This is a genomic window from Gudongella sp. QWL-04 (assembly GCF_058683975.1).
In genome coordinates, this window is record NZ_CM178754.1 from 1,316,000 (window position 1) to 1,329,599 (window position 13,600).

Annotated in this window: 13 protein-coding genes; 6 read left to right on the forward strand and 7 right to left on the reverse strand. The window is 43.2% G+C overall.

Annotated features, from left to right (window positions below):
* Positions 1-25: 25 nt before the first annotated feature.
* From AC4PHB_RS06665 to AC4PHB_RS06675, 3 genes are all read right to left on the reverse strand, one after another.
* Positions 26-1,303: a glycine/betaine/sarcosine/D-proline family reductase selenoprotein B gene (locus AC4PHB_RS06665; RefSeq protein WP_492135673.1), complete on the reverse strand. Its 1,278-nt coding sequence runs from the start codon at positions 1,301-1,303 to the stop codon at positions 26-28.
* 11 nt (positions 1,304-1,314) lie between these two features.
* Positions 1,315-2,595, reverse strand: a complete 1,281-nt coding sequence (locus tag AC4PHB_RS06670) for a glycine/sarcosine/betaine reductase component B subunit (protein ID WP_492135674.1) — start codon at positions 2,593-2,595, stop codon at positions 1,315-1,317.
* 136 nt (positions 2,596-2,731) lie between these two features.
* The gene (locus AC4PHB_RS06675) at positions 2,732-4,123 is read right to left on the reverse strand and encodes a sigma-54 interaction domain-containing protein (RefSeq protein ID WP_492135675.1); all 1,392 of its coding nucleotides are present in this window, start codon (positions 4,121-4,123) and stop codon (positions 2,732-2,734) included.
* A 167-nt stretch (positions 4,124-4,290) separates the two neighbouring features.
* Between AC4PHB_RS06675 and AC4PHB_RS06680 the strand changes: the two genes are divergently transcribed.
* Genes AC4PHB_RS06680 through AC4PHB_RS06705 form a run of 6 tightly spaced genes read left to right on the forward strand, consistent with a single transcriptional unit; the run spans position 4,291 to position 9,124 of the window.
* Positions 4,291-5,571, forward strand: a complete 1,281-nt coding sequence (locus AC4PHB_RS06680; RefSeq protein WP_492135676.1) for an efflux RND transporter periplasmic adaptor subunit — start codon at positions 4,291-4,293, stop codon at positions 5,569-5,571.
* Positions 5,572-5,581: 10 nt separating this feature from the next.
* Positions 5,582-6,232: a cobalamin B12-binding domain-containing protein gene (locus AC4PHB_RS06685; protein WP_492135677.1), complete on the forward strand. Its 651-nt coding sequence runs from the start codon at positions 5,582-5,584 to the stop codon at positions 6,230-6,232.
* Positions 6,229-7,389, forward strand: a complete 1,161-nt coding sequence (locus AC4PHB_RS06690) for an ABC transporter permease (protein WP_492135678.1) — start codon at positions 6,229-6,231, stop codon at positions 7,387-7,389. Before AC4PHB_RS06685 ends, AC4PHB_RS06690 begins: the two co-directional genes overlap by 4 nt.
* Positions 7,382-8,068, forward strand: coding sequence for an ABC transporter ATP-binding protein (locus AC4PHB_RS06695; RefSeq protein ID WP_492135679.1), 687 nt, complete (start codon positions 7,382-7,384; stop codon positions 8,066-8,068). Before AC4PHB_RS06690 ends, AC4PHB_RS06695 begins: the two co-directional genes overlap by 8 nt.
* 28 nt (positions 8,069-8,096) lie before the next feature.
* Positions 8,097-8,450: a DUF1475 family protein gene (locus AC4PHB_RS06700; protein ID WP_492135680.1), complete on the forward strand. Its 354-nt coding sequence runs from the start codon at positions 8,097-8,099 to the stop codon at positions 8,448-8,450.
* A 2-nt stretch (positions 8,451-8,452) separates the two neighbouring features.
* Complete coding sequence (locus AC4PHB_RS06705) at positions 8,453-9,124, forward strand: DUF3159 domain-containing protein (RefSeq protein WP_492135681.1); 672 nt, start codon at positions 8,453-8,455, stop codon at positions 9,122-9,124.
* A gap of 59 nt (positions 9,125-9,183) precedes the next feature.
* Here AC4PHB_RS06705 and AC4PHB_RS06710 read toward each other — a convergent pair whose 3' ends face one another.
* The 4 genes from AC4PHB_RS06710 to AC4PHB_RS06725 are packed head-to-tail and all read right to left on the reverse strand — an operon-like array spanning position 9,184 to position 13,557.
* Positions 9,184-10,626: an FGGY-family carbohydrate kinase gene (locus AC4PHB_RS06710; protein WP_492135682.1), complete on the reverse strand. Its 1,443-nt coding sequence runs from the start codon at positions 10,624-10,626 to the stop codon at positions 9,184-9,186.
* Positions 10,626-11,831, reverse strand: a complete 1,206-nt coding sequence (locus AC4PHB_RS06715) for a trans-sulfuration enzyme family protein (protein ID WP_492135683.1) — start codon at positions 11,829-11,831, stop codon at positions 10,626-10,628. The genes AC4PHB_RS06710 and AC4PHB_RS06715 overlap by 1 nt, the downstream gene beginning before the upstream one ends.
* Before the next feature lie 14 nt (positions 11,832-11,845).
* On the reverse strand, positions 11,846-12,895 hold the full coding sequence (locus tag AC4PHB_RS06720) for an NAD(P)-dependent oxidoreductase (RefSeq protein ID WP_492135684.1): 1,050 nt from the start codon (positions 12,893-12,895) through the stop codon (positions 11,846-11,848).
* Complete coding sequence (locus AC4PHB_RS06725; RefSeq protein WP_492135685.1) at positions 12,892-13,557, reverse strand: L-fuculose-phosphate aldolase; 666 nt, start codon at positions 13,555-13,557, stop codon at positions 12,892-12,894. The genes AC4PHB_RS06720 and AC4PHB_RS06725 overlap by 4 nt, the downstream gene beginning before the upstream one ends.
* Between the last annotated feature and the right edge of the window lie 43 nt (positions 13,558-13,600).

The window sequence follows — 13,600 nt, forward strand, 5'->3', positions numbered from 1 at the left end:
ATTCCTCCTTCGAGATATCAACCCTTTATTCTACATCAACTGCCAGCATTTCCAGAGCTTCATCCACTATCCTGTTTCTGATTTCACTTTCCTTTTCGCTGGAATCCATAGGATTGCCTACAGGGAATGGGATAGCAAATGCCGGAACTATTCTTACAGCCCCGATTGTTTTTGATATTGGAGTTACCGTACAAATGTGGGATGAAGGTATTCCAACTGCCTCTAGTTCCTTGACTATCGTTGCTCCGCAACGAGTGCAGGTGCCTCAGGTGGAAGTCATTATAGCTCCATCAACTCCTGCCTGTAAAAGCTCCTGTGCAATCTCTTTTCCCATCGCCGTGGCATCTGCAACAGAAGTAGAATTTCCAGTTGTTACATAATAATACTCATAAAGCTCACCAAACGTTCCATCCTTTTCTTTTGCTTTCATGAGATCTATGGGAAGCACTACATTTGGATTTTTGTTTGCATATACGGGATCATATCCTGCATGGACCGACTCATAGCTTCCTTCCTCAAGCTTTTCAATATCTTTGATACTGTATTTCTTATAGAACTTGGCCGTAGCAGCAGGGAGGTGATCCGGATTTCCAATTGGAACGACTCCTCCTGAAGTCAATATTGCGATTTTAGCCTTTTTCAAGTCCTTAAGTCCCCTTGCTGGCTTTACTCTGTTATAGGATGGTATAGGGATCTCGGTTTGAAATTCCTCTCCCCTAAGCTTCTTAACAAGCATGTCAAGAGCTCTTTCAGCTCCAGTCCTGTCCATAAATCTATTTACTCTTATCCCCCTTGGGATATAGCCCTCCTCAGCAGGCAGTCCAAGATCCTCACCTGAAAGCAGCTTGTTTGCTATCATCTTCATTGCAGCTACCGCTTTTTTCATCCCTGCCGCAGAGTTTGCCGTCTCTACTATTATTGTTTTATCTTTGTATATGGCAACTGCGGGATTTTCAATGTACATCCCAGTAACCGTACTTATACCAAGCATTTCGCCTAGAAAGGCGCAAAGGTCCCCACAGGCCATCCCGAATCGGCCAGCATTGAAGGCAGGACCGGCTATTAACATATCTATATCTAAACCTTTAACCATTTCGAGTATCTCTTCTCTTACAGCATCCATATTTTCAGCATAATAATTATCACCGCAGACTACAGTTGCAACGATCTCAGCATCCAGTCCATCAATAAAAAGATTTGCTGAACCGGCAACTCCATCCAATAGCAACGGTTTCATGGAAGCTTTGTCTTCGCCGCCTATTTGGCCAAAGAATTGATTTGTATAAAACAGCGCTTTTTTCATATCTTCCCCTCCTAAACAGTAGTTGCACTAAGATAACTATATCCCTGAAGATTATGGCTTCCGATGATCCCATGGATCTCTACTATCAAGCTTCCATCCTCCTGCCTCGAGCCGACAAATCCACCGGTTATGTGTTCAAGTGCATCTAAATCCCCGATGATCCTATCCATCCTTGGGATCCTTATCCTTGCATTGCTGTTTCCAGTTGATACTATTGCATCTGCTTCATCTACACCGTCCGGAAGTGATTCAGACTTGCCATCTACTCCTGCATCCTCATTACTGATCATTACGGTCTTTATGCCCTTATTTTCCAGCCTCTTGCATATCATCATCAAATCGGTAGTTGGGTTTCCAAAGCCCTCCTGAGACTGTATAGCTCCATCTGCACCCATTAATTCTACTATCTTTGCTGTAAGCATTGAATTTCTATACTTGTCCTGGAGAACCGTTGTCATAGGACTGACGACTGCCCCGATGAAATTTATCTCTTTTCCATGTCTTTTAAAGCATTCCTTGATGACAGCATTATTCTGGTGATGGTATGTAGTAGTCTTTGACCCTGCAGATACGCAGTGTCCGCTGACAAGAGCTCCATCAAAGGCTTCAAGTGGATTTATAGGAGTAGGAAGCATAAGCTTGGAATCCTTGCCATAGAAGTAGGTATCATGGAGAAGACCCTGTCCCACGCATTGATATACATAGGCCACTTTCGGAAGGTCCTTATATTCTTGATTTTTATCATCAAGCGATCCCCATTTTATGACTTCTGAATCCTCATAACCAAAGGGGATACATGCTTTGGCAAGATAATTCGCAGCCTTCACGCCAGCAAGTCTTACTACTTCCTCATGCTCGTGAGGGGTAACCCCAGGCTTCTTAATGACGCTCATTACAAGACTAAACAGCTTGGAAAATGGTGTATATTCCGCTAGTGGCCCGGACATGTCAATGATCCCTTCCTGGAATCCCACTATTGGCCCGGTTGTTATTACTGCAGCATTCTTCAACACGTATGTCGTGCCCCTTCCTGCTTCATAAATCTCACCAACTAAACCGGGAAAACCATCTCCATCGATCTTACATCTAGGCTCCACTACATCCTTAACAGGCAATATCCTAACACTATCTCCAGGCTTTGCAACATCAAAGCCAACATCCACGATCCTGTCATCCTCCATTAGAAGCATCTTCAGCTCTTTAGTGTCTACAGACAGAACGCCGTTTTCAATTTTCGTAGCATCTGACAACTTTATGTCCTTTACATAGCTGTAACGTAATTCAAGCTCCATACATTTACCCCCTATCTTTTATTGCTATTTATTAATGCAATAACCATGCCAAAGATAAAGATTGGAATTACTTCAGTAAACCGACAAAAAAAGATACAAGGCGACAGATTTCTGTCACCTTGTTGTATATTTTTTGTCATACCTCGGTTTCGATACCATATTTATTGAGTTTGTAATGAAGCTTTTGCCTGGTTATTCTTAAGAGCTTGGCAGCCTTTGATATATTCCAGCCTGTATTTTTTAAGGTTCTCAATATCATATCCTTTTCAATCGTTTCCAGCAGATTGTCCAGTGATCCAAACTCCTCGATAGTCTTTCCTTCCAAGTTCTTTGACTGTAAAAGATATGACGAAGGTTCTCTATTTAAGTATGCAGGCAGATCATCAAGCTCGATCACTTTTTTATCAGTAAAGCTCATACAGGATTCTATTATATGCTGCAGTTCTCGAACGTTGCCAGGCCACGGGTACTCCAGGAATAGCTTCTCCACATCCCTGGAGATCCTTTCAACAGACTTTCCGAACTGGCTGTTGAATCGATTTATAAAATGCTCGATATAAAGTGGAATATCCTCTTTTCTCTCTCTTAAGGGAAGTAATCTTAATGTCATAACTCCCAGCCTGAAAAATAAATCCTCTCTCAAAAATCCCCTATCCATAGCAGTCATAGGGTCCATGTTCATGGCAGCGACAACTCTGACATCGACCTGCTTATCTTTAGTATCTCCGACTCTTCTGACTCGGCCGTCCTGAAGCACTCTTAAGAGCTTTGCCTGAAGGTTTTTAGGCATGCTGTTCAGCTCATCAAGGAACAATGTTCCTCCATCTGCCTCCTCAAACAACCCTGATCTATCGATCGAACCAGTAAATGCGCCTTTGACAGATCCAAAAAGTATTGTTTCGAAAAGGCTCTCGGGTAAGGCTGCACAATTTTGCGCCACAAATGGCTTCCCTGCTCTGTCACTTCCGTTGTGTATTGCCTGGATAAAAAGCTCCTTGCCGGTTCCCGTTTCACCATATACGATAGCCGAGGATCTCGACTCAGCTATGCTTCTAGCTTTTATTATATTAAGCTTCATTTCAGGATTGGTTGTAAGGATATCCTCAAAGCTGTACAAATTTGAGGTCCCTCTTTCAGCCCTGTTTTTCAACGCTTTTGGAGACGTTGATTCATTAAACTTAGTGACATCCTTTGACAGCTCTACCACGCCAAGTATTTGCCCATTTCTGATAATAGGGATCGTAAGGTTAGTTGTGGTGATCGCTCTGCCTGTAAAGTCAGTAAATCTTTGCCTTTCCATATAAACAGGCTTACCTGTCTCAAGACTCCTTACAGTTGAGCTTTCCTTTGGATCGATATTTGGATATACCTCAAGAAAATTCTTATTTAAAACAGATTCCAAAACATCATCACAGCCGTCGCTGTCGAACCTCGGATTGTATCTGACTGAATAAACTATCTTACCGTTTCTGTCAACTATCATAATGGCATCAACATAATCCAGATTGATATTACCATCCTTCACCATACCACCCCCTCCTCCTAATATTAGCACAATTCCTCAGCCACCGACAATATTAGTGACAACTAAACCATTTTTCCATTCCATAACTGATATAATTCCATAATTTGGGTAAATATGAACGGAATTAATTAAATAGATCATGCAAACAACGTCTGAAAGGGGTCCATAAAATGAATATAATCAAGAGAAAATCCTTCAGAATCTTAGCATTGCTTGTTATCGGAGCTTTAGCAGCTTTCTACCTATTCGGAAGGGGCGGAGGTGGAGTTGAGGTCAGGGCTATGAATGCATCAAAAACCGACATCACCAAGACTGTATCTATGTCGGGAACTGTTGAGCCGGTAGCGAGCGAGGTCATAACCGTTCAGCAGGGCCTTAAGGTACTGAAGGTTCATGTATCAGAGAATGATACAGTCGAACCAGGCCAGATAATAGCAGAGCTTGATTCCACTGAGCTACGTCTATCATTGGAGAAGACCTCTTTGTCTCTGGAACAGATCGAGGATGAGCTTGGAACTTTGAAAAACACATCTATTTCAAGTGATCAGGCTATACTGAAGAATGCTTTGGATAGAGCAAAGGAAGACTACAATAAAGCTGTAGCAGACGCTTCCAAGGGTGCGCAGGATCTTGCTTCTTACAAGGTACTTCTTGATGAAGGAGCCATAAGCAAATCTGATTATGACAACAGGTTATCAGCTCTAATGTCTCTTGAAGCTTATAGAAATACCTCCTTGTTGAACTATGAGGATGCTACTCTCAGGTACTCCCAGTTCGTTAAATCATCCTCAGATGGAGTCCAAGGTCTCGACAGGCAAAGGCAGTCCATACTTCTGGACATGGAGCTGCTTCAGAATTCTATAAACGACACGATCGTAAAATCAAATATTTCAGGTATGGTAGTTGATCTTCCTCTTGAGGAGGGCAGAGATGTTCCCACAGGAGCCGAGGTCATCATACATGGCAGTGAGGGTGTTGAATTTGTAGCATTTGTAACTCAGGAGGAATCCCTGTTGATATCTGTAAATCAAAAGGCTATTGTTCAAGTTCCGGGGTCTGGTACATCCTATGACGGCAGCGTTTCCTTCGTTGGGAAATTAGCAAAGGTAGAACCTTCAAGCGGTAGCAGGACACCAAAGGTCGAAGTAAGGATACTTCTTAGTGACACAGACGATAAAGTGATCCCAGGTTTTGACGCTGATGCCGAGGTTGCAACAGATTCAAAAGCAGGAGTCCTTTCAGTTAAAACTGAGGCTGTAAGATATGATGATTCAGGTGTATCCTTCGTATATGCTGTTTCAGGAGGCAGGGCCGTCAAAACTCCTGTGGAGCTTGGGATATCCGACGGTTATATAGTAGAAATCAAATCAGGGCTAAACGAAAACGATCAGGTCATTCTCAATCCTCAAATGGAAATATCTGACGGAACTGAAGTAAGTATTTTAGAATGAGGTGACAGGTATGAATCGGCATTTTTTTAGCTTTATGGAGCATTTTGAGAAAAATGATAAGGATGCCTGCGTAAAATTCGCAGTTAAAGGGCTGTCCGATGGTCTATTTACCCTATCTGAGCTGTATGAGGAAATCCTTACCCCTGCCCTCTTTACCATAGACGAGTGTCAGGATGAGGACAAGGGTTGTATCTGGGATGAGCATGTAAAGACAGGTATAGTAAAGACCATCATTGAGTCAATATATCCTCAGGTAATTGAAATGAAAAAAAATAACGATCCCGCCGGACAAAAAGTGGTTCTTGCGTGTCCAGAGCGCGAGCTTCACGACGTAGGCCTCAGGATGATGGCAGATCTCTTTGCTATAGAGGGATATGAAACAGTCTTTGTAGGTGCCAATACTCCACGGGATCAAGTATCCATTGCAATCTATATAGAGAAGCCAAAATACGTTGCAATAAGCGTAACCGATCACTATCACCTCTCGGAAACCAAAAAGCTTATCGAGGAGATCCGGAATGATCATGGAAATGGCATTACAGTGATCCTCGGCGGCAGAGCCATAAAGAATAATCGTGAGCTATTCACAGCATTAGGTGGCGATCTCTTTATGGACAGCTATTCAGATATAAAAAATCTCAGGGAGGGTGATGCTTCATGAAACTTGCTTTCTCAATCGCCCTGAGATTTTTGCGTTCCGGAAGAGGTCAAACCGCACTTATTGCAGTTGGTATTGCTGTAGGCGTCTCTGTTCAGATCTTTATCGGCTTACTCATTCAAGGTCTTCAGATCGATCTAGTAGATACGACAATTGGGAGCTCGTCTCAAATCACCATAACCTCGACCAATGAGGAAAAGCTTATAAAGGACTGGGAAAGGGCCGTCTATGAAGCACAGCTTTTTGAGCCGGAGATAATTCATGTTTCACCAGCGGTTGATGGACCTGCCAGCATCGATTATGAAACAGACATCGATCCAGTTGTTATAAGAGGCTTCAACTTATCTGCCTCTGATCCGATCTACGGCTTCACTGAAGGGTTATACGAGGGCACTTTGCCTACTCTAAGGGATGAAGCTATCATAGGAAGAGAGCTTGCAGTAAAAACAAGGACTAAAACCGGGGATAGAATAACACTTCTAACCCCAGACGGAGGATTCGTAAGACTTACCGTAACCGGCTTATTTGATCTGGGAGTATCTTCACTTAACGAAAGCTGGGTGGTCACCTCCCTGGATACTGCCCAAAGAATACTTGGAACTGATAACAGCGTCACATCTGTTGAGATGCAGGTTTCTGAGGTATTTGATGCAGACCTTCTTGCTGAAAGACTTGAATATTCTATATCCGGAAAGGATCTTAGGATCGACAACTGGAAGGACCAGAATGCGTCCCTTTTAAGCGGCCTCAACGGGCAAAGCGTTTCAAGCTATATGATCCAGGTCTTCGTCCTTGTGGCAGTACTTTTAGGTATTTCGAGCGTGCTGGCCATATCAGTGGTTCAAAGATCCAAGCAGCTGGGGATCTTGAAGGCAATGGGTATCCAAGACAGCGATGCAAGTCTTATTTTCGTCTTCCAGGGACTGATGCTAGGTCTTCTCGGTGCCGTGCTCGGTATAGCACTTGGATTTGGTCTGTTGTGGTCCTTTACCAAGTTTGCACTAAATCCCGATGGGACACCCGTAATCCCGATATATGTAAATTACGGTTTCATAGCCTTGTCAGGATTATTTGCAGTATTATCCGCAATGATCGCTTCACTTATACCAGCAAGATTGTCATCAAGGCTTAATCCGATAGAGGTGATCAAGAATGGCTAATATAATTCAGCTTGAAGAAATAAACAAGATATATGGTGAAAAGATAAAGACCCAGGTTTTGTTTGACCTAAACCTCGGGTTTGAGGAGAACAGCTTCAATTCAATCATAGGTGCATCTGGAAGCGGAAAGAGCACCCTGCTAAACATCATCGGGACTCTTGACAAGCCAACCTCAGGCAGGGTCTTCATAGACGGTAATCGTACGGACACCTTGAGCAAGGAAGAGCTTGCCGTATTGAGAAACAAAACCATAGGCTTTATATTCCAGTTCCATTATCTTCTTCCGGAGTTTACAGCCAGAGAAAATATCCTCATACCCTATAGGATAGGGAACTTCAAGGTTCCCAAGGATATCGAGGAATGGGCTGACGAGCTGCTTGATCTTGTTGGGCTCACAAAAGTAAAGAATAACCTGGCCACCAATATGTCAGGAGGACAACAGCAGCGAACAGCTATCGCCAGAGCCCTTATAAACAGACCTAAGCTGATACTCGCCGATGAACCTACTGGAAATCTGGATTCGGATTCAACTAAGACAATCTACTCCACATTGCGAGATATCAATGAAAAATTCAAGACCACCTTCGTGATAATCACACATGATCAGAGGATAGCCGAACAAGCTGACAGGATCGTTGAAATCAAGGATGGAAGGATCAATTTGGATATCAGGAAATAGCTACGACACTTTACAGGGAGGATTTCTCATGAAGGTTGCAAGAGCAATTGCGTGGTTAGGAGTTGCTGCAATGTCTGCAGCACTATTCTTCGGATTTACTCAAGGTGATTTTTTTGCAGATGGCAGCATTATATTAAATAATCCATGGGGAATAGTCTCCATGGTAGACCTGTATGTAGGCTTCACGATTTTCTCTATGTGGGTTTTCTTCAGGGAGAAAAGCAAAATTATCTCGATACTATGGATAATAGCCATCATGATATTAGGGTTCTTTGCGGGGGCTCTTTATACAGCTATCCATCTGGAAATCAACAAGGGTGATTGGACAAGGTTTTTCCTTGGGTGGAGGTCTATTGAGAGCATATCGAAAGGAGATCGCTAGATATGACCCCACTTCTTAAAGACATCGAGAATGAGGTCAAAAGCGTTATAGGGGGTAAGACTCTCGGGGCCATACTCCCCCCGATTGTTTTTGTTATAGCAAACAACCTGCTTGGGCTTTTCTGGGGTATTATTTCTGCAGTATTGACCGCTTTGCTTTTAGGCGTTGCAAGATTTCTTAAGGGAGAATCAGTCAAATATGCAACTGGAGGTTTGTTGGGAGTATTGATCGCATCTGCCTTTGCATACTTTGCAGACAATGCAGCAAATTACTTTCTTCCAAGGATCTTTACCAGTGGCTTTTTATTCATAGCTGCCATAGTGACTCTGCTTATTGGAAAGCCTATGGCTGCATTAGCAAGTCATCTATCAAGAGGCTGGGAGATGTCCTGGTTTCTAAGAAGAGACGTCAAACCTGCTTATACAGAGGTAACATTAATGTGGGGTTTCCTATTCCTTATAAGAATGATCCTGCAGCTTAGGCTATACCAAGGAGGAGATCTTCTGAAGCAGGCTTGGATAAATACGCTTCTAGGTACCCCTGCAACTCTTTCAGTCCTTATATTAAGCTATATATATGGTATCTGGAGGCTTAAGAAGCTTGGTGGTCCCGGTATAGATGAATTCAGAGACAATAAGGAACCTCCCTTCAGAGGTCAAATAAAGGGATTCTAAATGATCAGGCAGAAACCGTTATATAAACTTTAACGATTTCTGCCTGATTTTTAATTATTCTACCTTGGTATCAGCCTGTCCCTGATTCTTAAAAATTCACTAAACATTTTCATATATACTTGGTTCCTATCAAAATCAGGATAAAATTTGTCGGAAGGAGAGCTTATTTCCTCCCAATTTCCTGTGATCACCTTATATATTCCATATAGACCAAGCTCTTCCCTATTGGATCTGATAACCTCTTCTCCAGTCACGTCGCTTATGATCTGACATAGGAGGTCACTTTTGGAACCTCCTCCTGCAAGAAACCTGCCAGCATTTCCCTTTGGCATAAAGGTAAGGCAATCATACATCGAGTAGGCAAGTCCCTCATATACCGATCTGATCATATGTGCTCGGGTATGATTGAACCTTAATCCGTAAAAAACGGCTGAGGCATCCGGTGCCTTGAAGGGTGCTCTCTCACCAAATAAATATGGAAGGAAGATAACACCTTCGGAGCCAGGCGGAATCGTTTTGATTTCCGACTCAATGACAGAAATATCTCCTTGAGTCATCCCCAATTCTTTCCTGCACCAATCAATAACTACAACACCACTTAATGCAGACATCTGTCTTAAGTACGACCCATCCTTAACGTGACAAAGAATGCTCCCCTCCTCGACATTCATCTCTTCAATCTCTTCCTTGCCCATGATCACAATATTGCCTAAGGTTGTTCCTATTACAGATCCAGAGTCCCCCGGAGCTACTGCACCAAGTCCTGCTGAGGTAGCAGAAATATCTATGCACCCTGCGATAACAGGAGTTCCCTCGGGTATTCCGGTGTCAATTGCTCCTCGGGAAGAAACCTTTCCCATCGTCTCTCCTGAATGAAGGATCTTGGGAAATTTTTTGATCATTTCTTCGATGCCGAGTATTTTAAATATCTCGGCTACCCTTGTCTTTTTTACTACATTGATTGCCGTTGTTGATGCATCTGTCCAGTCAGTTGATATTTTGCCAGTAAGCTTGAAATTAAGCCAATCCTTGCAATAAACAACATGCTCGATCCTGCTGTAGCTATGAGGTTCATGTTCCTTCAGCCAATTTAGTATGGCAAGTGGAGAACCAACACATAGCGGCACCATATGGTTATGGGAGCTGCATAGGTTTGCTTCTTCCCACACATGCATTGGGATCTGGTCATTTCTGCTGTCATTCCATAGAATTGCATTTCTCACTGGTTTTCCATCGTTGTCCAGAAGCCATGCTCCTTCTCCCTGAGCAGCGATCCCGACAGCCGCCAGAGTTTTCCATTGCTCTGAAAACAACATACTTAGCTCGGTTATCGCCCCTGAGACAAGCTGCCAAAGCTCATCCATGTCCATCTCACACCAGCCTCTTCTGGGCATTGAAATCTTTACAAATCTTGAGGTCATGCCGACCAGGCTTCCCTCATCATCGAATAGTCCAGCCTTTATTCTTGTGGTTCCCGCATCGACAGCAAGGTAATGCTTCATCAGATCAACTCCAGTGCACTTTCGAAATCCTTTATTATATCCTTTACGTTTTCCACTCCAAGAGAAACTCTGATCAATCCATCCTCAATACCCATCTTCTCTCTATCTTCTTTAGGTACCTTTCTATGGGTCATTGTTGCAGGAATTTGTACAAGAGTATCCAAATCGCCAAGACTCACGGCAAAATAACAAAGCTTTAGCTTGAAAATAAGCTCCTGAGCTTTTTTCCTATCCCCATCGATTACTATCCCAACCATTCCTCCAAAGTCGTCAAAATACTTTTTAGCTCTCTCATGATTTTTATCATCCTCAAGTCCAGGATATATAACAGCCTTGATCTTAGGGTGATCCTTCATTGCCTTCGCAAATTCCATTGCATTCTCACAATGCTTTTCCATTCTCAGGTGAAGAGTCTTAAGACCCCTAAGCATCATATAGCAGCTATCAGGGGCAAGCACCGGTCCTATATCCATGTATTGCTTGCTTCTAAGTCCCTCGCAGAACTTCTCGGTCCCTACAACTGCCCCCGCTACAACATCTCCATGACCATTTATGTACTTTGTACAGCTGTGGATAGCTGTATCGATTCCCCAGTCAAGAGGCCTGAAAAGATACGGTGATGTAAAGGTACTATCGACGATCGTATTAACTCCGTTTTCCTTAGCCCATGCAACTATCTCGTCTATCTCAGGTATATCCAGGGTAGGGTTTGATATTGTCTCAAAATACACCAGCTTTGTATTATCTCTCTTTACTCTATCCAGGTTTTCTCTATTCAATTCTTCAAGGAATGTCACTTCTATACCCAGATCCTTCAGAACATGGTCAAACAGGTTGAAGGTCCCTCCATAGACAGTTTGAGCTGATATCAGATGATCCCCGGATTTACAGTAACCAAGTACTGCCATTGCTATAGCAGCCATGCCCGACGAGGTCACTAAGGATGCCTCAGCATGCTCCAGGGCAGCAATTTTTTGTTGAAGTGAAACCTGAGTAGGATTCCTGGACCTACCGTAGGTATAAATTATCTCATCCTCCTGTGGTGTTCCGGCAAGCCACCTTTCCATTCTATCCTCTGTAAAAACAAAAGTGCTGGTTTTATATATTGGAGACACCAATGCACCAGTCTCATGGTCAGGGTGCTGCCCTGCGTGAACTGCAAGGGTTTCGAACCCTAATCCTTGAAAATCTTTATCCTTTCCCACAATTATTCGCCTCCTTACTTATATTCAAATTCAAGATCTTCTCCCTTTATAAAATGAATCACGTCTATTACAAGCTGTTCAGTGTGGTTGTCTATGGCGTCATAAGTGGCTCCGGCAAGGTGGGGAGTGACAACACAGTTTTCAAGCTCATCAAGGAACGGATGATCTCTCCTAATTGGCTCACTTTCAAATACGTCAAGCGCAGCGCCCATGATCCTTCCCTCTCTCAGGGCTTCTACCAGTGCGGCTTCATCTACCAATGCGCCTCGGGACGTATTTACGAAGAATGCCCCTGACTTCATATTGTCTAGAAACTCCTTGTCGATTATATGGTATGTGCTGGGAGAATCCTTACTGTGTATAGAAACCACATCAGCTTTATTCGCGAGTTCTAATAGAGTGTCTGTAAAATAAACATCCTCAAAGGCGCTCTTATCCAAATAAGGATCAAATGCGATTATTTTCATCCCAAATCCTCTGCAGATCGAAGCAACTCTTCTGCCTATGCTTCCATAGCCAACTATTCCCAGAGTCCTTCCCTTCATTTGATAACCCTTGTACTGAATATATGGAGTGTCCTTTCCCAGAGCCCAGGTTACGTCTCGTTTCAATCCTTCCCTTATTTCATTGTTGCTTACTTTCTCTACAGTATGCAAGCCTTCCTTAAGGTCGTGATAAGCCAATGGGATCCTTCTCATTATCGATAGCATCATGGCCACTGTGTATTCAGCTGTACAATCAGAATTTCTCTCCGGGGAATAACTAAGAGGTATGCCTCTCTCTCTTAGATATCCAATATCTACATTGACTGGGTTTGCTCTTGTACAAACAACAAGCTTCAAGTTTTTAGAGCTGTCGATCACTTTTCTTGTAACCGGATCATAGCTTGTTATCAAGACGTCCGGCTCATAAGCTTCCATCAGACTGCAAAGCTCCTCCTCAGTGAGTATCCTTTGCTCAGCTGCCCAACCCTTGAACTCAACTTCAGCGAATTTCCCCAACGTCTTGATCAGCACCCCTGTCTCAGCTGTACAAAGTATCTTTGGCTTGTCTTTTGATATCATATCTCATCATGCTCCTCACCACGCTTACCATAGTTCTTGAACCTTTCCATCATCCTGGTCATCTCATCCTCTGGAAGTATTACAGGATCTCCAATAGACTTTGCCCTATAATAAAGCTCGCAGCAGAACTCTATCTCTTCAGTGATATTGTATGCTTCAGCCAGGCTTCCTCCACCAGCCAGCATGCCGTGATTTGCTAAAAGACATGCCTTCCTGTCCTTCATAGCTTCGTAGGCGTTCTTAGCCAGTGCAACAGTACCATAGGTTGCATATTCCGCACATCTGACGTCAGGCCCCGCCAATGCCACTAGATAATGTACCGCAGGGAGATCTGTGTTCAAGCATGCTATCGTGGCTGCAAATGTAGTGTGTGTGTGTATGATTGCGTCGATGTCCGTTCTGTACTTATAAAAAATCCTGTGCATGTCTCTTTCACTGGATGGCAGGGCATCTCCTTCGACTATGGTCCCGGTTTCAATATCGATCAGTACGACCTCCTCAGGCTTAATAAGAAAGTAATCTATACCGCTTGGTGTAATCGCCATAAGTCCCGATTCACGGTCACATACGCTTAAGTTTCCACCTGTGCCCTTGGTAAGTCCGTTTTCAACAAGTTTCTTCCCATATTCGATTATCTCATTTCTTTTTTCTAACAACCTCATCTGATCATCTCCCAAATATATTTTTATCGCTTTACTTAATGAT